Origin of the sequence: Serratia rhizosphaerae (assembly GCF_009817885.1) — a bacterium.
Taxonomy (GTDB): Bacteria; Pseudomonadota; Gammaproteobacteria; order Enterobacterales; family Enterobacteriaceae; genus Serratia_B; species Serratia_B rhizosphaerae.
This window is the reverse complement of record NZ_CP041764.1, coordinates 4,735,241-4,758,892: the sequence shown is the minus strand read 5'-3', so window position 1 is coordinate 4,758,892 and position 23,652 is coordinate 4,735,241. Positions and strand designations below refer to the sequence as shown.

Sequence of the window (23,652 nt, the reverse complement as noted above, 5' to 3'; positions counted from 1 at the left end):
AGCAACACCATGAGTAACACCGGGCTAAACGCCGTAATTGAACAACGACAACAGGTACTGGAACAAATCAAGGCGGGGCTGATCGAACGCCTCAACCTGTATCAGAACGTACAGCAGATTGATGACGATACGCCACTGTTCGGCAGCGGGCTGAAGCTGGATTCGGTAGATGCCACCGAGGTGATCGTGCTGCTCGATGAAACCTTCAATATCCGGGTGAAAGAGGGCGACGATCCTTCCTATATGCGCAGTGTGAACACCCTGGCGTCGTTTGTGATCGGCAAGCAGGGCGAAATGGCGGCGGACAAGGCAGCAGAAAAGGCGGAGAAGGCATGAAACTGAGCGATATTCATCAGCAAAATGGCGCCATCATGGGCGAACGCAACGGCGTCGCCGTCCCACTGCGCTACTTTGACGCCGCCGCCGAGCATCAGGCACTGCGTAAGAACATTCTACTGGTCGACTACTCGCACTTCGGCATCGCCAGCGTCAGCGGCGACAGCGCCTGGTCGCTGCTGAATCAGGTGGTGTCCGGCGATGTCTCCTCCATCCGCGACGAACAGGCGATGTATAGCCTGATCCTCGATCGCGACGGCATGATCGTCAGCGATCTGTACATCGCCTGCGATGATGAGCGCTTTCTGCTGATTTCCGAGTGGATGACCGGCGAGGCTCTGTGCCAGTTGCTGCGCGACCAGCTGGCGGGCAACGAGGAAGAGTTCGACGAAATCGAGGCCATTGAGTCGCTGACGCCGGACTGGGGCACGCTGCACCTTGAAGGGCCGTACGCCTGGGAACTGCTGGCGGAACTGTACGGTATGGATGTGATCGGCCTGCCGTTCCAGGAGCATATGCACGTTGACGAACTGATCCTGCTGCGCAGCGGCAAGCACGGCGAATTCTCCTACAAGCTGATGGGGCCGCGCGATGAACTGGCCAACGTCTGGCAGCAACTGCTGGAAGCCGGCGAGAAGTTCGATCTGCGCACCGGCGGTCTGGACTATCAGCGTCTGGCCCGTCTGGAGAACCCTTGCTGGGAGCCGGGGCTGTTCAATGACTACAGCCGTTGCCCGATCGAACTGCAGATGCAGTGGACGGTGCGTTATGACAAGGACCAATTCACCGGCCAGGAGGTCATCGGCGGACGCGTAGAGCAGGGCGTCGCCCAGCGCGCCGTCGGCATGACCATCGCCGGGCGCAGTGAACCGATGCCGCAGCGCGGCGATAAAGTGCTGCTGGACGGCAAGTGCATCGGCGAAGTGATGGTCTGCGACTACTCTGCGGATCTGGACGCCTGTCTGGGCCGTCTGATGCTGCACAACGCCTGGGCCTGGGCAGATATCGACAGCTATCAGGTGCAGTGCGGCGACGCGCTGGTGACGGTGAACACCGCCGCGGTGCCGTTCGCCCGCAACTACAGCTTCCTGATCAACCCGTCGGAGCACAGCTACGTCGACAGCACGCGTCCGCGCGATCTGCTGCAGCAGTTTGAGTGGCAGCGCATCAAGGAAGAGCAGGAAGCGGCGGAAAAAGCCGCGCAGGAGCAGGCCGAGCAAGCATCGGCCGACAAGCCGCCGCAGGCCTGACGCTCAAGACGCGCCCGGTATGGGCGCGTCACATCCTCAATGTGGGTTTGCCGACACGGAAGACATACACGGAAGACATTATGACTGTTACTCGCAAACGCGTGGTGATAACCGGGATGGGGCATCTCTCCTCCATCGCCACCAACGTGCCTGAATTCAAGCAGGCGCTGTTCGATAAAACCTGTGGTATTAAACCGAGCAAAAAATACCTGGAGTGGTTTGAAGACGCCAACGCTTCGGAAGTGCTGCAGCCGCTGAGTTGGCCGGAGCTGTCCGACGAGATGGTCGCTTCGCTGGATAACGCTGCGCTGTGGGCCTATAAGGTGGGCCATGAAGCGCTGGAGCAAGGGGAACTGCCGCCGGGCGCGCTGCGTGACAGAACGGCATTAATCATCGGCGTCTCCTCGGCCGGCACTGAAGCCTTTATTCCGCTGATTGAGCAGCGCATGGAGGCATTTTCACTGCAGAAAGCCATCATTTCCGGCAGTTTCGCCTCGTGCAGCGCCATTGTCTCTTCGCTGCTGGGGCTCAAGGGCGGCTTTGAACTGGTCGCCACCGCCTGCACCGCCAGCACCAACGCTATGGGCATCGGCTATGACCTGATCCAGAACGGCAAGAACAGCACCGCGCTGGTGGTGGGCACCGAACCTATCTATCTGCCGACCTTCGCCGGCTTCTATGCGCTGCACGCCATGAAACGCACGCCGTCCAGCCCGTTCTCCGGCTCGCCGGGCATGTCGATCGGCGAAGGCGCCGGCGCGCTGCTGTTGGAGGAGTATGAACACGCGGTGGCGCGCGGCGCGACCATCTACGGCGAAATGGTGTCGTACGCCACCTCCTGCGACGCCTACCATGAAACCGCGCCGGACCCGCGCGGCGAGGGCGCGGTGCAGGTGATGCGCCATGCGCTGCAGAATGCGGCGCTGACGCCGGAAGATATCGGCTATATCAATGCGCACGGCACCGGCACTGAGGCCAATGACCGCTGTGAAACGCTGGCGATGAAGAAAGTGTTTCCCAACATCATGGACATCCCGGTCAGCTCCACCAAGGCCTATGTCGGGCACAATATCGGCTCCGCCGGCATCATTGAGCTGATCGCCTGTTTCCTGACGCTGCCGGAAAACAAAATCCTGCCGACGCTCAATTTCAGCACGCCGCGTCCCAACTGCGATCTCAACTATGTGCCCAACGAGTTCCAGCACGGCGACGTCAGACTGTTTATGAAAAACAACTACGCCTTCGGCGGCAATAACTGCTGCGTCATCGCCAGCGTGAAGCCGGCGCAGAGTCCTCCCAGCGTCTACGCGCCGAAGCGCGTGGCGATCACCGGAATGGGCGCGGTCAGCGCCGCCGGCCACACGCTGCAGGCGATGTTGCAACGTATGTGGCAGCAGCTGACACCGGACAGTCTGCAACCGTTGCAACTGGATGATAAAACACGGGAAGAGTTCCGGCAGATGCTGGGGGCGATCAATAAAAACAGTGAATCACGCGCCTTCCTGAACCAGCGCTTCGCCGGTATGGATATTGACAGCGAGCTGGACAAGGCGACCGGCGTGCACCAAATCACCGATCTGGATCCGCGCAAGACGCTGCGCCGTTTCGATCCGCGCAAGGCCAACCTGATCAGCACCTTTGCGCTGTTGGCGTTGACGCAGGCGATGAGCGACGCCGGGCGCAAAATCAAACGCGACGGCCAGACGCTGGGCATGATACTCGGCATGTCCAAAGGCCCGCAGGCGACGGTGGACCGCTATCTGCAGAGCCTGTTCCCGGACCCGACCAAGGTGCGGACCTCGGAATTCCCCGGCTCGCTGATGAACGCCATTTCCACCTTCTGTTCTATTTCAGAAGGCATCAAGGGGTATAACACCTCGCTGGCGACCGGCATCAACGCCGGATTAGGGGCGCTGACCTATGGTTACGAGCTGGTGCGCCAGGCGCTGCAGCCGCAGGTAATCGTCGGCGGCGCGGATGAAAACATGAGCACCTTCGCGGTGTATCTGCAGGCGCTCAGCGGCGATCTGCAGCTGACCTGCGATGCGGCGGCTTTTCAGGTGTACAGCAATCATGCACAAGGTTATATCCCCGGTGAGGGCGCGGCGATGCTGCTCCTGGAAGATCTGCAGCATGCTCAGGCGCGTGGGGCGCATATTCACGCCGAAATCATCGGTTACGGCAAAGACAACGACGGCAGCTTCTTTGACCCCCATGATGTTGTGGCCCGGTCTGCCTCTCTGTCGCGCGCCATCGGGCAGGCGTTGCAGGAAGCGGCGATCGAACCGCATGAATTAGATCTGGTGTGCGGCACCAGCGACGGTACGCCGTTGCGCAACACGGTGGAAATCGACGCGCTGCGCCACAGCCTGGGTGAGGCGCGTCGTAAAGTACCTCTGGTCAACTATAACGGTTGGTTCGGCCTGGTCGAATCGAGCATTGGTCTGCTCAATATCGCCGTGGTCAGTGAAATCATGCGACGCGGTGAAATTCTGCCAATTCCGTATACGCAGGAATTCTGCGCTGAAGATTTCCACTTCGTGACCGCGCCGTTGCAGCAGACGGTGAATACGGCGCTGGTGATCGGCGCCACCGAAGGCGGCAACCACTACGCCGTGGTGCTGAGGAAGGCAGCGTGAAACAGCAGGTGATAGCCAGCGGCTGGGGGCAGTGCAGTCCGCTGGCGGCGGATTTTCCGGCGCTGATTGAGGCGATTACCGCCGGGCGCTGTGCGACCGGCGTTCCCTGGTTCGACAACGACGACGACTGGCAGAACCTGCGTCTGGGCAATAATCCGCATACGGCGCGGGCGGCGCGCACCGACGCCACACCGTGGCTGCAGCTGCAGCCGGTGATTGATGAGGCGCTGGCGATGGCCGGCCTGCCGGCATCCGCGCTGCAGGGGCCGCGCGTGCGGGTCTTCCTGGCCGGCAACGGCGTGCGGCCGAATATCGCCGACTTTGCCGGCTATCAGGATCGTAATGATACGGAAGATCTGCTGTTTTTCCCGGCGATCAAACAGCTGCATGCCGCCAGCTACGCGCAGGACGCGCTGGCGCGCCGCTTTGTCGACACTTATCGCCTCGACTGGCCACCGACTTCGGTGTACAGCGCCAGTAACTCCTCGCTGACGGCGCTGCATCTGGCGCAGGCCGGCATCGCCGCCGGTCAGACCGATGTGGCGCTGGTGGCCGGCTGGCTGAAGATCGTGCTGCAGGACGTGGTGTTTATGGGCGGGCAGGACATGCTCGGCAGCGGCCGGTCGCAGCCGTTTAACAACCAGGACAACAGCGTGCTGCTGGCCGACGGCGCGGTGGCGTTGCTGATCGAAAGCGAAGAGCACGCCAGGCGTCGCGGCGTCACGCCGGCGGTCGCCATCCGCAGTTCGGTGTGTCGCCAGGGCAGCAGCGGCCGCGGCGGCGCTTTTACCGCCGATTTCCGCACCATCGCGCAAACCATTGATGGTGCGCTGCAGGCGGCCGGCCTGACGCCGCAGGATATCGCCTGTGCGCTGCCGCACGCCAACGGCACCGTCGCCGGCGACAAAGCCGAAGCGATGGCGCTGCAGAAGGTCTGGGGCAGAAGCGGCATACCGGTCGTCAGTTACAAGGGTCAGGCGGGCTATGTCGCCACCTGCAGCGGCGTACTGGATTTTATGCTGGCGGCGGATGCCCTGCTGCAGCGGCGCCTGCTGGCCGCTACTGGTCGTCATCCGGTCGATGCCGCTTTACCGATCCACGTGCATATGGATGCGCCGCCGTTGCCTCTGCACACGCCGCACCTGCTCAAGTCGGGCATCGGGCTGGATGGTTCGGTGATCGCCATGGTGCTCTCAGACTGCCGGGAGGGGACGCATGAGTAAGCCGTCCGAACGTCAGATACCGGCGGACGCTATCCGCCTGGCCGGTTTTTCCCTGCTGGAGCCGGACACGCTGCTGCAGCGCTTTCAGCCTACCTGGTTCAACGTCTGGGAGGCGTCGCTGTATAAAAAAGCCAATGCCAAAGCAGGCAGCCGCCAGTGGCTGTTGCGCCGCTTTGGTATTGATGCTGCCATGCTGCCCGCCGAGGCGCTGCGCAAAACCAATTACCGGGACTGGCTGAACGGCCTGGGCGACGCCTGCCATCAGGCAGTGGCGCAGTTGGGCACCAAAGGCGAATTTCAGCTGCGTCATGAGCGCAACGCCTTGCTGTACGTCGATGCCTGGGGAGAAACCACCACCTTTGAAGAGGTCAACAGCTGGCGCGACGCGCTGAGTGTCGACATCCTGCCGAAAAATATCGTGCGTGATTACGGCATTAACGGCTTCAGCGGCAAGCTGCGCGGTGAGCGCAACGGGTTAATGAGCGCGCTGCTGATCGCACAGGACATGCTGAACAGCGATCTCAGCGACAACGTGATTATCTGCGGCCACTTTCGCAGCATCCCGGTGCTGGTCTTTTCGGAGATGCAGCGTTATGCACGGACGCGTAGCGGCGCGCTGGCCAACAGCCAGGCCAGCGTAGAGCGGCTTGGCTGTCTGATTCTGAAAAAAAATGCCCCCGGCGGCCCCTGGCTGCACCTCAGCCGCTATCTGCGGCTGCCGGACGGGCAACGTCAGGCTGCGCAGTATCTGGCGGACAGTTGGCTGCAGCACTGCGGCGCCAATACCCGACAGATACTGGGCGTTACGCCGCCGGCCGGCGCGCTGCGCCAGCTGCAGCAGCAGGCGTTCGATCGTCTGCCCGTCACGCTGGCTCATCAGGCACTGAATGATCTGTATGGCGACAGCGGCTGCATGAATCCCGCGCTGTTTTGGCGTTATCTGCAGCAGTTCCCGATGCCGCTCGGCCATGCGTTGCTGAACGTGCTGGATGGCCAGGGCGGTGCCTGGCTGCTGGAGAGCTGGCTGACGGAGGCGATGCCGTGAAGAGATACGCCTTGTTGATGCTGATTGTCGCCGCGCCGCTCTCGGCTGCGCCACGGCCCGATTATCAGGCGGTGTACCACATCCTGCCGCTGCGCGGCGACGCGCCAATCGGCGAGTACCGCGTCAGCCAGCGCTGGCAGCCGGACAGCAATAGCTATCTGCAGCAGGCCAGCATTCATTTCCGCTGGCGGGTGCTGTTGCGCTCGCACCAGTACCGCTACCGCGATGAAGTGCGCTACGGCGCCGACGGCGGGTTCAGCTACCGGATTGAGGAAGATAACGACGGCAAGACGCGTCAGGTCAGCGGCCGCTGGCGTCCCGATGAAAGGGCGTTGACGCTGGCGACACGGTACGAGCGGCGTCAGGAGGCGAAGACGGTAGCGAAAGAGACGTTTGATTTCCCGCTGTTCGCCCTGCGCTTTCCCAAACCCTGCTCGCTGCAGCAGGCGGGGACGCAGCGCAGCCACCGGATGCTGATGCCGATTGACGGTGAAGTGGTGCAGGTCGAGAGCCGTTATGTCGACGTCGGCGATTTTACGCTGCCCGGCGACAGCGCCGTGACCAAAGGGCTGTGCCAGATCGTCAGCAGCGGCCCGCGACGGGACGCGAATCACCGCTCCTGGGTCAACCGGGACGGCTATCTGGTGTACGAAATCTCTGCCGATTACCGCCTGCGGCTGGTGCCGGAGGCATCCCATTTACCGCCCAACGTTCAGGAAAAAGGATTATGACGATACACGCTGCACAACCCTTGCCCGTGGTGTCCCTGCAACAGGCCAGCAAACGCTTTGGCAAAGGCCCCGGCGCAATCACCGCGCTGGCGGCGATCAGCACCGAGATCCATGACGGCGAGTTTATCGCACTGTGCGGGCCGTCCGGCAGCGGCAAAAGTACGCTGCTGAACCTGATGGCCGGCATCGACTATCCAACCGGCGGCCACGTCTATCTGCTGGGCAACGATCTGGCGACGCTGAACGATAAACAGACCGCGCGTCTGCGTGCCGACGCCATCGGCTTTGTCTTCCAGTTCTTCAATCTGCTGCCGGTACTGAGCGTGTTCGATAACGTCTACTACCCGCTGATGCTCAACGGCTTCAGCCGCCGCGTGGCGCAGGATCAGGTGATGGACATGATCGAGAAAGTGGGGCTGGTCGACCACTACCGCCGCCAGCCCGGCGAGCTGTCCGGCGGCCAGCAGCAGCGGGTGGCCATTGCCCGCGCGCTGGTCAAGCGCCCGCGGCTGATCGTCGCCGACGAACCGACCGGTAACCTGGATACCCGTACCGGGCAGGAGATTGTCGATTTGCTGCTGACGATGAATCAGGAGCTGAAAACCACCTTTGTGATTTCGACCCACTCGCTGAAATTGCGCGATCAGGCCAGACGCGTGCTGGAAATCAAGGACGGAGAGCTGAAAAATGACTTTCACAACGTTTAAACGTTACGGTGTCACAATGTTATTAGCCATCGGCGTCAATGCTTCTGCCGCCGACCAACGCGCCGCGCCGGAAAGCGGGCGGCTACAGACCATTCTGACGATTAACGCGCAGGCGCCGATCGCCGATCTGAACCGCGCCACCGACAGCCTGAAGGCGCAGTTTGAACTGCACCCGGACTACAGCGTCGGCAAGATGTTCTATGGCTATGGGCAGCTGTTTATCGCGACGGATTTTTTGAAGAAAAAGAACTACCTGCGTGCTGCCGAAGCTTCCAAGCTGGGCTTTTTCTATATTGATGAAGCGGCGGAAACGGATGACGGCGATTGGCGTCTGCGCTTTCTGCGGGCGAGGATGGACGCTTTTGTACCGGCCAGCAACGGCCGCTGCGTGGTGGCGATAAAAGATACCGATTATCTGCAGCAGAGCACATCGTTGCCTGCGCCGCTACGGCCGATGGTAACGCTGATGTCTGCGCGCGCACTGGACACCTGCAAGCAGCAGGAAAAGGCCGCCGCGGCCTGGACGGCGCTGGGTAAGCAGGGTGAAGAGGGGCAACGCCTGTTGGCGCTGCGCAATCAGCCGGCGCCGGCGTGGGCGCCTGCGGAGCTGAGCCTGGTGATCCGGCCACTGGCGGAGGGCGCGTTATGATGAATATCCTGTTCTGGATCTCCAATATCATCATCGTGTATGCGCTGTTGGTGGTGGCCGTCACCGCGCTGCGCAAGCCGACCGATATTCGTTACACCTTCCTTAACCTGTTCCGCCAGCGGCGCCGCTCCGGCGTGACGCTGCTGGCCATCACCCTGGGCGGCGTGGCGGTGTTTATTTTCGGCGGTTTCGTCGATTACTCGTTCTGGGCGTTGCGGGAGCAAACCATCCGCACCAACCTTGGCCATATTCAGCTGTATGAGAAGGGCTACCTCACCGGCGGCGCCAATAATTCGCTGCAGTACACCATCAAAAACTATGACGAGGTGAAACGGCTGCTGCTGGCGGATGCGCAGATCGCGCCGCAAATAGCCACCGTCACCGGGCAGCTGGCGTTTTCCGGCATTATCTCCCAGTACGATACCGGCACCTCAACCTTCTTTACCGGCGTGGGCATCGAGCCGGAGACCTCGCTGGTGCTGGGTTCGCTGGATCGTATTGTTTCCGGCAGCGATCTGTCGCGCGTCGAGCAACAGGACATCACCGTCGGCTCCGGTATCGCCAATGCGCTATCGGCCGGCTACAGCGACTGGGTGGATATGCTGGTGGTGAACCCGCAGGGGGGCAGAACGCCATGTCGTCTCAGGTGCGCGGCGTGTTCCAGTCCGGCATTAAAGAATATGACGACACGGCCATCAAATTGCCGCTGAAAACCGCACAGCGCCTGCTGCAAACCAGCGACGTCAGCAAGATCATCATCATGCTGCAGGATACCGAACGGACGCCGGCGGTGCTGGCGCAGATCAACCGGCTGATCGAACAGCACCAGCTGCCGCTGGAGGCGCGTTCCTGGGACGATCTGGCGGTGTTTTACCACCAGGTGGTGAACCTGTTCGAAGGCATATTCCTGTTTATCAAATCCATCGTCAGCGTGATTGTGGTGTTTATGATCGGCAACACCCTGATGATGAACGTGGTGGAGCGCACGCGCGAAATCGCCACGCTGCGGGCGCTGGGGCTGAGCCAATCCTATATCGGCCGTCTGTTCGTACTGGAAGGCATCATTATCGGCATTATCGGCTCGGTGCTGAGCGTCAGCTTCGGCATTCTGATCGCCTCCATCATCAATATCAACGGCATTCCGATGCCGCCTTCACCGGGTTATACCCAAGGCTATCTGGCCTTTGTCATGTGGGATCAGGACATCAACCTGTTCTGGTTCTCCTGCGCCTTGCCGCTGGTGACCGCATTGATAGCCTCTATTATTCCGGCGCGTCGCGCCTCAAAACTGGTGATCGCAGAAGCGTTCCGTTTCGTTTAACACTCAGGGAGAACATGAATGACTAAAGGACAAACCGTACTGATTACCGGCGCAGGGCGCGGCATCGGCATGGCCGTGGCGGAAACGCTGGCGGCGGAAGGCTATGACCTGATCCTCAACTATCGAAAGGATCAGGGCAAAAGCGCCGCCAACCTGCAGCGCTTCCAGGCGGCGGAAACCCGCGTCAAGGTACGGTTGGCGAAGGCCGACATCGGTGAAACGCGCGATATTCAGGAGATGATGAAAAAGCTGCGGGCGGACGGTGTGGAGCATATCGATCACCTGGTGCTGAACGCCGCCGCCGCACCGTTCAAAGGTTTTATGGAGATGACCCGCAGCGACTGGAAGCTGTTGTTCAACACCAACCTGATCGGCAACACCGCCTGCGTGCAGGAAGTGACGCCGCTGATGAAAGACGGCGGCACGATTTGCGCCATTTCCAGCATGGGCAGCCAGCGGGTGTTGCCGAAATATCCGCTCGGCATCGCCAAATCGGCGCTGGAGAACCTGGTGCGCTACCTCGAAGTGGAACTGCATCCGCGCAATATCCGCGTCAACGGCGTGTGCGCCGGTATGGTCAACACCGATATGTCGCAGTTTCTGAAGGATCTGTGGCCCTCGCTGCACGACCGATACGAGCACTCGCCGCGCCGCTGGCTGCTGGAGCCGCAGGAAGTGGCGGATATCGTGTCGTTCCTGATTTCCGATCGCTCAAGCGCAATACGCGGCACCACGCTGATCGCTGATTTGGGCATGTCGCTGGAAGCTTAACCTCTATTTACGGAAGAACAGGTCATGAGAATTTCGATTATCGCCGGCTGGCTGCTATGCGGCATGTCGCTCAGCGTATGGGCCGGTGAGTCATTGCCGAAATCACTGGATCGCGCCGAGCTGGAGAAACTGACGCAGGAAGACCAGCGCGCGCGCGATATTATCCGTAACGCTGACCGGGTCAGGGCGCCGGAGCAACCGTTCCGCTATACCCTGACGCTGACCGAGCACCGCGGCGGGCGCGAACTCACCGAGAACCAGCAGGTGCTGGATATTTCGATGCGTTTTTATAAGCCGTCGGAACGCTATGAGAAAGGCGACGCGCGCGCGCTGGTGCGCTTTGTGTCGCCGGCGCGCGATCGCGGCAAAGCGCTGCTCTCCGATCTGGACAAGATGTGGTATTACGCCCCCGACCTGCGGCGGCCGATCCCGATATCACGTCAGCAGCGGCTGATGGGGCAAGTCTCCAACGGTGACGTGGTGGCGGCGGACTTCGATTACTCCTATATCTCCACGCTGGTTGGCGAAGAAGCCTGCGGCGAAAAAACCTGCTACAAGCTGACGCTGAAGCGTCGCTGGCCTTACGTCACCTATCCGGCGATCGACTACTGGGTGGAAAAGGACACCGGCAACCCCAGCCGGGCGGACTTTCTGTCGACGGACGGTGTGCTGATCAAACGCTCTTATTACCGCGATTACCAGCAGGCGCTGGGCCGCCTGCGGCCGGGCACCATCGTGGTGGAAGACGCGCTGCGCAAGGATAATTACACCACCATGCAATACAGCAACCTGACGCTGGAGTCGCTGCCGGAGAGTAATTTCCAGAAAGAGTATCTGATGAGACTGAACGGATGAACCACATCAACCGGCTGCCGCTGGCGGGGCTGATGCTGCTGGCCTGCGGCGGTAACGCCTGGGCGGCGGCGGAGTGCCGGCTGCAGCGCGGTTTCGCCGGCGTAGAGGGCGTGGCGGCGTTGACGTCCGGTTCATTATGGAAATTCGACGATCCGGCGTTTCGCAACAACGCCATCGCCAACCTGTATCTGACGTCGGTCGCACGTTGCACCCTTGGCGAAACGCTGAGCATCAAGGGACAGGCCAGCGGCGCCTATACGCAGCAAGCGCGCCGGCCCGGCGAGCTGGAGGATAAACAGCGGCAGGGCGTGGCGATCCTCAACGAACTGGTGGCCAGCCTGGCGGTGCGCGATAACTTCTATCTCGATCTCGGCAAGCTGCGTCATACCAGCGGCTATCTGTTTTCACGCTCGCCGCTGGATCTGCTGCGCAACTTCAGCGGCGGATTGCGCACCGCGAGGGTGTACGCTACCGGCGACAGCTGGCGCGGATTATACGATGAAGGCAGTTACGGTACCGGCGGCACGCTGTACCGTAAAGAAGGCACCTACACGGTGGCGGTGTTGCCGCGGCTGAAACGTTTTCCACAGCGGAGCGAAGCCGCGTCGGAATGGGATGCGCTGCTGCGCACCAACGGCAGCGAACGCTACTACGCCAGCTACACCTCTACCGGGCTGAATACATTCAACCCGACGGTATCATTGCTGGCGGGCCAGCAAAAAACGCTGGCGCTGGGAGCCAGCGGCAATCTGACCGATAACCTGATCCTGAGCATTGAGGGCGCCGTATCCCACGGAGAAACCTGGCGACATCTGGACAGCCGCTACGCGCGTGATATGCGTGAGGATCTGGCGTATCGGGAAGAAGCCTACCGGATAAACGGCAAAGGCATTGAAGGGGAGCTCGGCATCGGCTTACGCTATACCACGGCCGAACAAACGGAATTCGGCGTGGAATACTATGGCCAAAGCCAGGGGTACAGCCGCAGCGAATGGCGCAATAACACCGATACCATCAGGTTTATCAACGGAGGCTATGCCGACCGGCTGGATCCGTTCTGGCTGCCGGTGGTACGCGATAGCTTTCAGCAATATTCACGCCTGATGGCGGCGGAAACCACCAACGTCAGTCGTGGCGGCAACCTGTTCGGCAAACATTATCTGACGTTTTACACCCGTACCAACAAGGAACGGGTCGGTGAGATCGACTGGTCCGTCTCAAGCATGGCCAATTTGGTCGATTACAGCACGGTACTGAATGTGCATCTCCGCGCGCCGATGAAAAACAACATTGAATTGTACGCTGGCGCCGCAGCCAGTTTTGGCCGCAGGGACAGCGAATTTAGCATCTTTGGCGAAAAAGGGAACTTGTATGCAGGTATGCGAATCAGTTGGTAAGCGGTTTATGGCACCTACGTCGGTCGAAGGCTGGATGGTGATTTTCCCGGGACAGGGATCGCCGACGATAGGCATGGGCGGCGATGTGTGCGATGTTTCGCCGGGCACTCGCGTAGTGTGGGATTGCGCCAGCGATATCTCCGGTATCGACATACGGAAACTGTGTCAGAAAGGGCCGATGACGCGGCTGACCAAAACGTTGTATCAGCAGCTGGCGGTTACCACGGTCAATACGGCGATGCTGACGCTGCTGCGCGAGCGTCATGCGCTGCCGGAAAGCGGCTATGCCGGCCACAGCGCCGGCGAATACAGCGCGCTGTACGCGGCCGGCGTCATGAATCTGGAGACTCTGTTCCACGCCGTCAGCCGGCGGGCCGCTATCATGCAGCGGCTGGCAGAACAGCGCAAGGGGGCGATGTATGTGGTGAAACCCTGTGACTATGTGGCGCTGCGGCAGCTGATCGACGAGATGCAGTTGGGCGACCGGCTGAATGTCTGCTGCGACAACGGCCGGCAGCAGCAGGTGGTCGGCGGCGAGGTGGCGGCGCTGAAAACGCTGATCAACCAGCTGACGCGGCAGGGCGTGGCTACCATCAAGTTGGCGGTTAACGGCGCCTGGCATACGCCGCTGATGGCGGAAGGCGTAGCGCAAATGCGCGAGGCGCTGGCGGCGCTGCCGTTCTCCTCGCCGGCCTGTCCGGTGATTATGAACCGCAGTGGCCAGGCAGAATACGCCATCGAACAGATTAAGGAAAACCTGGCGCATCACCTGACCGATACCGTCCGCTGGCGCGACAGTATGGAGCTGTGGTCAAACATGGGCTACCGCCGTTTTCTGGAGATTGGCAACAAAAAAATGCTGAGTTATCTGCTGCATGAGCACTATGCCGCACAAAGCGGACATGATATTCAGCATTACTATCAGCTGCAGCGCGACACACAGCAGCAGGCAGGGTAACGCGGATGATCCCGAATTTTGATACTTTCAGTACACGCTACCTGCGGGCGGCGGCCGTTCCCGTGGTTCTGGTCTCCGCGCTGTTGACCTCATCGCTGCTGCGCAACGTGATCGATATCAGTCTGTTAGAGATGGTGACCGGGCTGGGGGCGATTTGCCTGTCAATCGTCTGGAGCATGATGCGTGACGGGCGCGGCTACTGGGTTTACACGGTCTATACGATGCGGGTGTACGAAACGCCGGAGGAGATAGCGCGGCGTATCGAACACCTGTCACTGGGCGGCGTGTCCAGGCTGTTCTATCAGCCGCTTGGCGCTTCGCTGGTGACGCTGGGCGTGGTGGTGCTGCTGAGCCTGGCGACATGGCTGTGTGGGCCGCAGTATCGTTACCCATTGATTGGCCTGTTGGGCGTGCTGCTGCTGCCGGCAGTGATGTTATGGCAATTGAATCGTTCCGTTCCATTTTTAATCCGTCAGGCGATGATGATTCATAAAGATACAGCAAGCTATACGCCGCGGCCGCGGCGTTTACCCGGCTGTTTGGCAGAGGATCTGCTACTCGGGCTGCTGATCAACTTTGCCCTGGTGCTGCCCATCGGCCGTAAGGCCGAATTCAGCCTGGCGGCGGGCTATGGCAATCCGGCATTTATCGTCGCGTTTATGATTTTGTTGACGATAGTAATGCTGTTTATGTTTTTCTTCGCCATCCGTACGCGCCGTTATGTGCTCCTGGGCGATATGCTGATCGGCAACCTGGCGACGGACTTCGCGCCCCGCGCGCCCTGGCCGCTGACTACCAGGCTGGCGCGCCCGTGGCGGCTGGTTATCTGGCTGATGGTGGCGGCGCTGTGGAGCGTGGCGATCTGCCTGCTTTTCCAGGTGCTAACGCTGCCGCAGAGTTTTGTGCCGTTTTATCTCTGTAGCCTGCTGCCCATCGTGCTGATTTACTGTGCCGAGCGTTATCAGGCGCTGTATGACAACTACCTTGAGGCGCAGGAGATGCGGCAGCGCTATGAAACCGTCGCGGCTGCTGTCAACGCCAAGCTGAATAAAGCGTAATGACCACAGCCCGGCTGCCGCCGGGCTGTGTCTGGTCTGGAATTTCTTGACTGTTTCCTGAACAACAGTGACAGCATCGGGATAGAGATCAGCCGGACAGGCTGAGGATACCGGTAAAGGGGAGTTGGTTTTTGAAAGTGGATAGTCTTCATCATCAATATAGTTGAGGAGGTATGGCGTCTTGTTTACCCGGCCAACGTCCATTATCGCCTGAGCCAAATCAGAAAATAGTGAGCTATCTGGAACATTTAAGCGTACACTGGGATCCAACGTCTCTACTGGATAAAAGATATGTCTATCTTTGATTACTTTAAGATGTTTCGTGACAAATCAGTCAATGTCACATGTCCTAAATGTTCTCGCATAGCTCAACAGAGCATGCATAAATCAAGAAAGAATATAACTATGCTTTGCCCCCATTGTGGATACTACTTCCGAAGTGGAGAATGTTAGTGATTATTCACGCCCATTTATCACCACCACCAAGCATATTAACGGATAAAAATTGACAATTAAGTTCCCGATAATGGATTGAATATAGCAAGTAAATTGTTCTGCGAATGATGAGTGACTTTTTTCGTTCTATTTATAGTTAAAAAACACTTTTTTAACTTAACCAACTTCACTCTCACTCTTGATGTTACAGCCTGGTTATTATGAGCGTGTTGAGTGGAAAGTACGAGGGTATTTTACATGATTGCTTATTTCATGTTGGTTCATCGTTATCCCGATCAATTTAAGAGATTATTTAAATCTATTTATCATGAAAGGAATTATTATGTAATACATATTGATAAGCGTGCCGGAAAAAGTATTTTTGATGAAATAGGTCTGTTTTTGATTGATTATAAAAACGCTTCATTATTAGAAAGTAAAGAAGCCATATGGGGCGGCTATAGTTTGGTGGATGCCCAGTTACGTGGTATTGAAAAGCTTGTGGTCAGTGGTTCGGCATGGGATTATTTCATAAATTTAAGTGGGCAGGATTTCCCATTAAAAAACCAAGACTTTATAATGAACTATCTTAGTTCATTCGATCGCTGCGAATTTATAAAAGTAGTTAACCAAAATTTGGTTAGGCCGGAAACCATGCATAGAATAAAAGACTATGTTCAGGAAATAGATGGGGAGCTAGTTGTATCTACGGTATCTAACAGACCATTTTTGAAAGGGGTTACACCATATATAGGTAATCAATGGATGATCTTAAGTAAGAGTTTTTGCGAGTTTATTACCTATAGTCCAGAGATGGAGGTTTTTAAAGATTTTTACCGTAATACATTAATTTCTGATGAAAGTTTTTTTCAGACAGTATTGATGAATACTACATTTAAGTCCAAGATAATTTATGATGACAAAAGAGAGATTGACTGGGTCGAGTCAAGTGATATTAAGTTACGTCCTCGTGATTTTTTGACAGAGGATGCGGAAATGCTAATAAATAGTAAAAATCTATTTGCTAGAAAATTTGATGAAAATACTGATAGCGGCATTCTCAGCATACTTGAACACAGCATGAAATCGTCTGCCATTAGCACTTTATCATATTGATAACCCTGCCCCCATAGTGACAGTGATCAGCCTGTTGCTATAAATAATCCACCAGAAAACGGGCAGCAGATGCTTTTTGAGTTTTCTAGCTATTTTTTGTATAAGAACAATTCTTGGTTTGATCCCTTTGCCTGTACTTACGAGGTCGGCGATGAACCCAAATGCTAACATTCTCGTCTTGGTCCGCAGGTTGCAGCCCGGCTGCCGCCGGGCTGTGCGTTTACTTGGCGACCACCAGACCGGTGCCGCGACCGCGCGGATCCGAGGCGGTTTCCGGCGTGTCGTTATTGATCCGAATCACCTGAATATCTCCCATATTCCAGCCCTGATCTTCCAGCGTATAGCCCATCGTCTTCAGCTGTGCCGCCACCTCGCCGGTTAACGGTGCGAAGCTGTCGAAGTAAATGGTGTCTTTCGGCAACAGTTGGTGATGCACCCGCTGCGCCGCCACCGCCTGCTGCAACGGCAGGTGATAGTCATAAATATTGTTCAGCACCTGGAAAATCGAGGTGAAGATCCGCGAGCCGCCCGGCGTGCCGATCACCAGCGTCACGTTACCGTCGCGGGTGACAATGGTCGGGCTCATCGAGGAGAGCATGCGTTTGCCCGGTTCGATGGCGTTGGCATCGCTGCCGACCACGCCAAACGCATTGGCGACGCCGGGCTTGGCGCTGAAATCGTCCATTTCGTCATTCAGCAGGAAACCGGCGTCTTTGACCACCACGCCGCTGCCAAAGTCCCAGTTCAGGGTATAGGTGTTGCTGACCGCGTTGCCTTCGGCATCCACGATGGAGAAGTGGGTGGTTTGGTGGCTCTCCAGACCCGGCCGCACCTTCTCGGTGGCGGAAATCGCCTGCGGATTCACTTCTGCCGCACGCTGCTGCAGATAGTCAGCGGCGATCAGTTTTGCTACCGGCACGTCGTTGAAATCCGGGTCGCCCAGATAGTCGGCGCGATCGGCAAACACCCGCTTCTCAATTTCTGCCAGCAGGTGGATATAGCGCGCCGAGTTCAGCTTAACACCGATAAAGTCTGCCGCGCGGTCTTCTTTAATGCCCAGCAGCTGCGCCAGCGCGATACCGCCGGAGCTGGGCAGCGGGGCGGTATACAGAGTGTTGCCGCGCCAGCTGATTTGCATCGGTTCGCGCCATTTCACCCGGTAGTCTTTCAGATCCTGTGCGCTGATCAGCCCGCCGTCCTGCTGCATCTGCCTGAGCAGCAGGGCGGCCGTTTCCCCCTGATAGAAATCCGCCGCGCCTTTATCGGCAATTCTGGTCAGCGTTTTCGCCAGCTCCGGCTGTTTAAACACTACGCCCGGCTGCATCTTGCCGAAGTAGTCGCCAAAGTTGGTTTTGCCGGCAAACAGCTTATTGGCGTCTTCACGATACTGATACTGCTGGCCGGCGACCTTAAAGCCCTGTTGCGCATAGCCGATGGCCGGCGTCAGCAGCTCCGCCCACGGCAGCTTGCCGAATTTCTTGTGCGCCTCCCACAGCCCGAGCACCGTGCCCGGCACGCCGGCGGCCTTGCTGCCGATCAGGCTGAGGTTCTCAATCACTTCGCCTTTTTCATTCAGGTACATGCTTTTGCTTGCGGCCTTTGGCGCGATTTCACGGTAATCCAGGAAGTAGGGTTTGCCGTCGACATACAGCGTCATAAAACCGCCGCCGCCGATATTGCCGGCCTCCGGATAGGTCACCGCCAGCGTAAATGCTGTCGCTACTGCGGCATCCACCGCGTTGCCGCCGGCCTTCAGGATCTGCGCCGCCACTTTGGCGCCGTATTCATCCGGTGCGGCGACGGCGCCGGCGGTGAGATCCGCCGCCAGCAGCGGGGTGCTGGTCGCCATGATGGCGGCGCTGAGCGTCAGGATTTTGAACAGACGAGTCTGCATAATGATTCCTTGTAGGGTAGATTCTTATTAGGTTTTTCCTTACCGGACAGCAGCCTGCAGAGCGGCGCCGCGGTCGGCCTAAAGAAAGTAGCAGCAGAAACGGCAGGACGCCGGATGAAGGTCGGGTTTCGTGATATGGCGCAAAGAGCTTGGTGCCTCTCCCTACCGCTGGGAGTTTGCCGAGCAGGGGAGTGATTTTGATGTGGCCGTCAATCCTCAGCTCACCACGAACGATATGGGCGTGATGGTGCGCACCGCCTGCGCAGGCGGCGGTATCAGCTTTGGCATGGAGGAGACCTTTCAGCCATACCTCGCACGCGGTGAGCTGGTGACGCTGCTGGATGAATGGCTACCGACTTTCCCCGGCTTCTATCTTTATTTCCCCAGCAGAAAATATTTGGCGCCGAAGCTCCGGGCGTTTATTGATTATGTGAAGATGTAATAGATTTAATTAATAGACATAGTGATATTTTTCATTAATGGAAAATAAGCACGACCTGGCTGCACTAAAATAACTCCCGCTGCACGCCCGCAGTGAGTTTATGCCGCAAAGAAATAGCGCAAATATTCTGTTACTCACTGTTTAATAATGACTTATTAATAGTGGCATGCCTGATGCATACCTCCGTGAGCACGCTTATTCAATATAACGCATCGTTGCCTGCGCCAAATAGGGCGCCTGGCCTTTTTCCGGAGGAAATATGACCACGCTTAACCTTCCCGTCGTTGTCAGCGCACGCACCAAATGGATTCAATTATTTCTTGGGCTGGTCTGTATGGCGTCAATATCCAGCCCGCAATATGTCTGGACATTATTAACCCGTCCGCTGGCGGAGAAAATGGGCGTGGGCCTGGCGGAGCTGCAGGTGACTTTCTCGCTGCTGATTATCCTGCAAACCTTTTTCTCCCCGTTTCAGGGCAAACTGATCGACCGCTTCGGCCCGCGCCGGCTGATCGCTATCGGTACGCTGCTGTCGGGACTGAGCTGGGTGCTGGCCTCGCAGGTCACCAACCTGACCGGGCTGTATCTGGCCTATGGCTGCCTTGGCGGGCTGGGCACCGGTATCGTGTATGTCGGCGTGGTCGGGCTGATGGTGCGCTGGTTCCCGCAGCAGCGCGGGTTAGCCGCCGGTGCGGTTGCCGCCGGCTACGGCATGGGCGCCATTCTGACCACCTTTCCGGTAGCGAACAGTCTGGCTGCGTACGGTCTTGAACACACGCTGTGGCTGTTCGGCGCTATTTTTTCGCTGGTCGGGCTGCTGGCCAGCCAGGGGCTGAAAGCGCCGCTGGACGAGGTGACAGAGCCGGCCAGCCGTTTTGTGGCGCAGTCGTCGCGCCAGTACCGCTCCGGCGAGATGCTGCGCCAGCCGCTGTTTTGGCTGATGTTTGCCATGATGGCCATGATGTCGACCTCCGGCCTGATGGTGACCTCGCAAATGGCGATATTTGCCCGTGACTTCGGCATCGCTGACGTGGTGGTGTTCGGCATGGCGGCGCTGCCGCTGGCGTTAACGCTCGACCGCTTTACCAACGGCCTGACGCGGCCGCTGTTCGGCTTTATCTCTGACCGCTACGGCCGGGAAAAAACCATGTTTATCGCGTTTGCCCTGGAAGGATGCGCGATGACGCTGTGGCTGATGTCGCGCGATAACGCCGTGCTGTTTGTGCTGCTGTCCGGCGTGGTGTTTTTTGGCTGGGGCGAGATCTTTTCGCTGTTCCCGTCAACGCTGACGGATACCTTCGGCAGTCGGCATGCCACCGCCAATTACGGCTGGTTATACATGTCGCAGGGCATTGGCTCCATCCTCGGCGGGCCGCTGGCGGCGCTGATGTATCAATATACCGGCGGCTGGCATCTGGTGTTCGGCTGCGCCATTGCGCTGGATTTTATCACCGCCGGCCTGGCGCTGTGGGTGCTGCAGCCGTGGCGCCGTCGTTTTATGCAGCAGCAGGCGTGACGGAAAACGGGGATAAAAAAACCGGTTAGCGAACGCTAACCGGTTGTCTATCGCACGGGCGAGGGTAAATTAACGGCCGGCGACGGTGACGAAGCGGGTTTCCAGATAGGCTTCGATCGCTTCGCTGCCGCCTTCGGTGCCGTGGCCGGAGTCTTTCACGCCGCCGAACGGCGTTTCCGGCAGGCCGAAGCCGATATGGTTAATGGTCAGCATACCGCTTTCGACATCACGACCCAGCGCGTTGACGGTGGCGATGTTGCGGCTGTAGGCATACGCCGCCAGGCCGTAAGGCAGGCGGTTGGCTTCAGCGATGGCTTCGTCATAGTCGTTGAACGGACGCAGCAGCGCCACCGGGCCAAACGGCTCTTCCGACATGGCGCGCGCGTTCAGCGGCACGTCGCGCAGTACGGTCGGCGCAAAGAAATTACCGTTGCCGGCCAGACGCTTCCCGCCCGTGGTGAGCTTGGCGCCTGCGGCAATCGCGTCCTCAACAAAGGTCTCAATCGCGTCGACGCTGCGGCCCAGCACCATTGGTCCCATGGTGACGCCGTCCTCCTGGCCGTTGCCCACCACCAGTTTATTCACCTCGGCGGTAAACTTCTCGACGAAGGCTTCGTAAACGCCCTGTTGGATCAGGAAACGGGTCGGGGCGATGCACACCTGCCCGGCGTTGCGGAACTTGGAGGCCGCCAGCTCTTTGGCCGCGGCATCCAGATCGGCATCGTCGAAAATCAGCACCGGCGCGTGACCGCCCAGCTCCATGGTGGCTTTTTTCATATGCTGGCCGGCCAGCGCCGCCAGATGTTTACCGACACGGGTGGAACCGGTGAAGGAAATTTTACGGATGGTCGGATGCGGGATCAGGTATTCGGAGATCTCCGCCGGCGTGCCGTACACCAGGCCGATAACGCCGGCCGGAATGCCGGCGTCGACGAAGGCCTGAATCAGCGCGGCCGGCGAGGCAGGGGTCTCTTCCGGGCCTTTGACAATGATCGAGCAGCCGGCCGCCAGCGCGGCGGACAGCTTGCGCACGATCTGGTTAATCGGGAAGTTCCACGGCGTGAAGGCGGCCACCGGGCCGACCGGCAGCTTCAGAGTCTGCTGCTGAACGTCCTGCTGGCGCGACGGAATGATCTGGCCGTAAGTGCGGCTGGCTTCGCCGGCGAACCAGTCGATCACGTCGGCGGCGCCGAGGATCTCGGCTTTTGCCTGCGCTACCGGCTTGCCTTGCTCTGCGGTCATCACTTTGGCGATATCACCGGCGCGTTCACGCAGCAGCACCGCCGCCTGACGCATAATGGCGGCGCGGCGGTGGGCGGAGGTTTCACGCCACAGCTTAAAACCACGCTCGGTGGCGGCCAGTGCCAGCTCCAGATCGGCTTCGCCGGCGTGCGCCACCTGGCCGATAACGGCATCGGTGGCCGGGTTGGTGACGGTCAGGGTTTTACCGGCGACGGCGTCGCGCCATTCACCATCGATAAATAATTGCGTATTTGGGTACATATGGCCTCTTTTTAATGTCTTACTTCTGATTCAACAGCGCCAGCAGCGCTTTGGCGGTGGCCGCCGAGGAAGCGGGGTTCTGGCCGGTCACCAGCAGATCGTCGGTGATCACGTACGATGCCCAGTCCTCGCCTTTGCTATAGCGGCCGCCATTTTGTTTCAACACCTCTTCAACCAGGAACGGGACGACGTCGGTCAGACCGACCGCATCCTCTTCGCTGTTGCTGAAGCCGGTGACGGACTTGCCTTTCACCCACGGCTGACCGCGGGAATCCTTGACATGGCGCAGCACGCCCGGCGCATGGCACACGGTGGCCACCGGCTTGCCGTGCGCCAGCGTCTCCTGGATCAGCGCGATGGAGTGGTGGTCTTCGGCCAAATCCCACAATGGCCCGTGACCTCCCGGATAGAATACCGCATCAAATTCCTGCGGCACGATCTGCGCCAGTTTCCGGGTGGAAGAGAGCGCCGCTACCGCCGGCGCGTCGTTGACAAAACGGCGGGTATCGGCGGTTTGCGATTCCTCTTCATTACTCTTCGGGTCCAGCGGCGGCTGTCCGCCGGCCGGCGAAGCCAGCACCAGCTGCACGCCGGCATCCTTGAAGATATAATAGGGCGCGGCAAACTCTTCCAGCCAGAAGCCGGTTTTTTTGCCGGTATCGCCCAGTTGGTCATGCGATGTGAGCACCATTAGAATTTTCATCATGGGTTCCTTCAGTGGGATTAGACCAGTCGTCTAGAGTGGCATGTTCGCCAGGCTAATTCTAGCCCAGTGTGGCTTTTCGCTCCGGCAACGCACAGGATGTGAACGTACTACTCAAAAACCAGGCAATTCTTTACTATGATCGCTACAGGATTTTTTTGCCAACAGGATGCTCTGATATGCAAGGCGTACCCGACAGATTCCCCGATAAAAAAGATCATGCCCATTTTCGCCATCTGTCGCAGCATGCCGGGGTAGAGCTTTATCATGCTTATATCGAACGCTACGCCTTTGCGCCCCATACGCATGACGCCTTCGGCATTGGCACCGTGGTGCAGGGCGCGGAGCGTTTTCGCTATCAGGGCGCGCAGCATCTGGCGGCGCCCGGCTCGCTGGTGCTGATGAATCCCGATGAACTGCATACCGGCGAATCCGCCAGCGACGGCGGCTGGCATTACCGCATGATCTATCTGGAACCGGCCACGCTGGCGCAAATCAGCGGCGAGGCGGACATGTGGTTCAGCGATGCGGTACGTCACGATCCGCAGGCTTCTCAGCGCATTGCCGTGACGCTGAGCGCGCTGTGGCGAACGGACGATCCGCTGGCGCAGGACGGCCTGCTGCTGGATATCGTCGATACGTTCCGCCCCCACGCGCGGCTTGCGCGGCCGACGCGTTCTGAAACCGCCCACCGTTTCGCGGTGGTGCGGGAGTATCTGTGGGACAACTACGCCCAGCCGGTGACGCTGGCGCAGCTGGCCGCGCTGGTGATGCTCAGCCCGTTCCACTTTCAACGTAAATTCAAGGCGGAATTCCACGTAACGCCGCACCAGATGCTGATGGCGATCCGCCTGTATCGCGCCAAACAGCTGCTGACGCAGGGGTTGCCGGCTGCACAGGTCGCAGCGGCGGTGGGGCTGAGCGATCAGGCGCACCTGACGCGCGCCTTCGCCGCTCGTTACGGCGTCACACCTGCCGGTTATCAAAAACAGGTATTCTCTGCCTGATAACTTTTAAAACAGCAATTTGCTACAAGCCAGCCATACCTAATTGCGCTAGATTGGCACCCATTACCGGTTATTCGCACACTGCCAGAGCGTTAT

At 58.8% G+C, this 23,652-nt stretch carries 22 protein-coding genes and 1 pseudogene; 20 read left to right on the top strand and 3 right to left on the bottom strand.

Annotated features, from left to right (window positions below; translation table 11 throughout):
* Window positions 1–9 precede the first annotated feature (9 nt).
* The 17 genes from FO014_RS22140 to FO014_RS22070 all read left to right on the top strand — a co-directional run bounded on the left by FO014_RS22140 (window position 10) and on the right by FO014_RS22070 (window position 16,491).
* A complete protein-coding gene (locus FO014_RS22140; RefSeq protein ID WP_160031084.1) occupies window positions 10–336 on the top strand; it encodes an acyl carrier protein in 327 nt (108 codons plus the stop codon).
* Complete coding sequence (locus FO014_RS22135; protein ID WP_160031083.1) at window positions 333–1,586, top strand: aminomethyl transferase family protein; 1,254 nt, start codon at window positions 333–335, stop codon at window positions 1,584–1,586. Before FO014_RS22140 ends, FO014_RS22135 begins: the two co-directional genes overlap by 4 nt.
* 80 nt (window positions 1,587–1,666) lie before the next feature.
* Entirely contained in the window at window positions 1,667–4,225 is a 2,559-nt protein-coding gene (locus tag FO014_RS22130; RefSeq protein ID WP_160031082.1) for a beta-ketoacyl-[acyl-carrier-protein] synthase family protein, read from the top strand.
* Complete coding sequence (locus FO014_RS22125; RefSeq protein ID WP_160031081.1) at window positions 4,222–5,448, top strand: beta-ketoacyl synthase N-terminal-like domain-containing protein; 1,227 nt, start codon at window positions 4,222–4,224, stop codon at window positions 5,446–5,448. The genes FO014_RS22130 and FO014_RS22125 overlap by 4 nt, the downstream gene beginning before the upstream one ends.
* Window positions 5,441–6,493: an ATP-binding protein gene (locus tag FO014_RS22120; protein WP_160031080.1), complete on the top strand. Its 1,053-nt coding sequence runs from the start codon at window positions 5,441–5,443 to the stop codon at window positions 6,491–6,493. Before FO014_RS22125 ends, FO014_RS22120 begins: the two co-directional genes overlap by 8 nt.
* Window positions 6,490–7,224, top strand: a complete 735-nt coding sequence (locus FO014_RS22115) for a DUF6134 family protein (RefSeq protein WP_160031079.1) — start codon at window positions 6,490–6,492, stop codon at window positions 7,222–7,224. Before FO014_RS22120 ends, FO014_RS22115 begins: the two co-directional genes overlap by 4 nt.
* Complete coding sequence (locus FO014_RS22110; protein WP_160031078.1) at window positions 7,221–7,931, top strand: ABC transporter ATP-binding protein; 711 nt, start codon at window positions 7,221–7,223, stop codon at window positions 7,929–7,931. The genes FO014_RS22115 and FO014_RS22110 overlap by 4 nt, the downstream gene beginning before the upstream one ends.
* Window positions 7,932–7,947: 16 nt before the next feature.
* Complete coding sequence (locus FO014_RS22105; protein ID WP_160031077.1) at window positions 7,948–8,580, top strand: hypothetical protein; 633 nt, start codon at window positions 7,948–7,950, stop codon at window positions 8,578–8,580.
* A complete protein-coding gene (locus tag FO014_RS24105) occupies window positions 8,577–9,290 on the top strand; it encodes an ABC transporter permease (RefSeq protein ID WP_246168035.1) in 714 nt (237 codons plus the stop codon). Before FO014_RS22105 ends, FO014_RS24105 begins: the two co-directional genes overlap by 4 nt.
* Window positions 9,215–9,901, top strand: coding sequence for an ABC transporter permease (locus tag FO014_RS24100; RefSeq protein WP_246168034.1), 687 nt, complete (start codon window positions 9,215–9,217; stop codon window positions 9,899–9,901). Before FO014_RS24105 ends, FO014_RS24100 begins: the two co-directional genes overlap by 76 nt.
* A gap of 18 nt (window positions 9,902–9,919) precedes the next feature.
* The gene (locus FO014_RS22095; protein ID WP_160031076.1) at window positions 9,920–10,672 is read left to right on the top strand and encodes an SDR family oxidoreductase; all 753 of its coding nucleotides are present in this window, start codon (window positions 9,920–9,922) and stop codon (window positions 10,670–10,672) included.
* Window positions 10,673–10,696: 24 nt separating this feature from the next.
* Window positions 10,697–11,527, top strand: a complete 831-nt coding sequence (locus FO014_RS22090) for an outer membrane lipoprotein-sorting protein (RefSeq protein ID WP_246168032.1) — start codon at window positions 10,697–10,699, stop codon at window positions 11,525–11,527.
* Complete coding sequence (locus FO014_RS22085) at window positions 11,524–12,924, top strand: hypothetical protein (RefSeq protein WP_160031075.1); 1,401 nt, start codon at window positions 11,524–11,526, stop codon at window positions 12,922–12,924. Before FO014_RS22090 ends, FO014_RS22085 begins: the two co-directional genes overlap by 4 nt.
* 7 nt (window positions 12,925–12,931) lie before the next feature.
* Window positions 12,932–13,882, top strand: a complete 951-nt coding sequence (locus FO014_RS22080) for an ACP S-malonyltransferase (RefSeq protein WP_246168030.1) — start codon at window positions 12,932–12,934, stop codon at window positions 13,880–13,882.
* 5 nt (window positions 13,883–13,887) lie between these two features.
* Entirely contained in the window at window positions 13,888–14,940 is a 1,053-nt protein-coding gene (locus tag FO014_RS22075; protein ID WP_160031073.1) for a hypothetical protein, read from the top strand.
* Between the two features lie 291 nt (window positions 14,941–15,231).
* A complete protein-coding gene (locus FO014_RS24095; RefSeq protein WP_343039563.1) occupies window positions 15,232–15,393 on the top strand; it encodes a YnfU family zinc-binding protein in 162 nt (53 codons plus the stop codon).
* A gap of 240 nt (window positions 15,394–15,633) precedes the next feature.
* A complete protein-coding gene (locus FO014_RS22070) occupies window positions 15,634–16,491 on the top strand; it encodes a beta-1,6-N-acetylglucosaminyltransferase (RefSeq protein WP_160031072.1) in 858 nt (285 codons plus the stop codon).
* A 220-nt stretch (window positions 16,492–16,711) separates the two neighbouring features.
* Here FO014_RS22070 and ggt read toward each other — a convergent pair whose 3' ends face one another.
* Complete coding sequence (gene ggt / locus FO014_RS22065) at window positions 16,712–18,385, bottom strand: gamma-glutamyltransferase (protein ID WP_160031071.1); 1,674 nt, start codon at window positions 18,383–18,385, stop codon at window positions 16,712–16,714.
* A 136-nt stretch (window positions 18,386–18,521) separates the two neighbouring features.
* Here ggt and FO014_RS22060 point away from each other — a divergent pair.
* Window positions 18,522–18,827 (top strand): annotated as a pseudogene (locus FO014_RS22060) (LysR substrate-binding domain-containing protein); the annotation flags it as partial.
* A 259-nt stretch (window positions 18,828–19,086) separates the two neighbouring features.
* Window positions 19,087–20,343, top strand: a complete 1,257-nt coding sequence (gene oxlT, locus FO014_RS22055) for an oxalate/formate MFS antiporter (RefSeq protein ID WP_160031070.1) — start codon at window positions 19,087–19,089, stop codon at window positions 20,341–20,343.
* A gap of 69 nt (window positions 20,344–20,412) precedes the next feature.
* Here the strand turns inward: oxlT and FO014_RS22050 are convergent, their stop codons facing one another.
* Together FO014_RS22050 and FO014_RS22045 are read right to left on the bottom strand one after the other, a co-directional pair.
* Window positions 20,413–21,846 carry an NAD-dependent succinate-semialdehyde dehydrogenase gene (locus FO014_RS22050; protein ID WP_160031069.1) on the bottom strand — a complete coding sequence of 478 codons (1,434 nt, stop codon included), beginning with the start codon at window positions 21,844–21,846 and terminating at the stop codon, window positions 20,413–20,415.
* Window positions 21,847–21,865: 19 nt separating this feature from the next.
* Window positions 21,866–22,549, bottom strand: coding sequence for a type 1 glutamine amidotransferase domain-containing protein (locus FO014_RS22045; protein ID WP_105231142.1), 684 nt, complete (start codon window positions 22,547–22,549; stop codon window positions 21,866–21,868).
* Between the two features lie 179 nt (window positions 22,550–22,728).
* Here FO014_RS22045 and FO014_RS22040 point away from each other — a divergent pair, with 179 nt between their 5' ends.
* Window positions 22,729–23,556, top strand: coding sequence for an AraC family transcriptional regulator (locus FO014_RS22040; protein ID WP_160031068.1), 828 nt, complete (start codon window positions 22,729–22,731; stop codon window positions 23,554–23,556).
* Window positions 23,557–23,652: the final 96 nt, after the last annotated feature.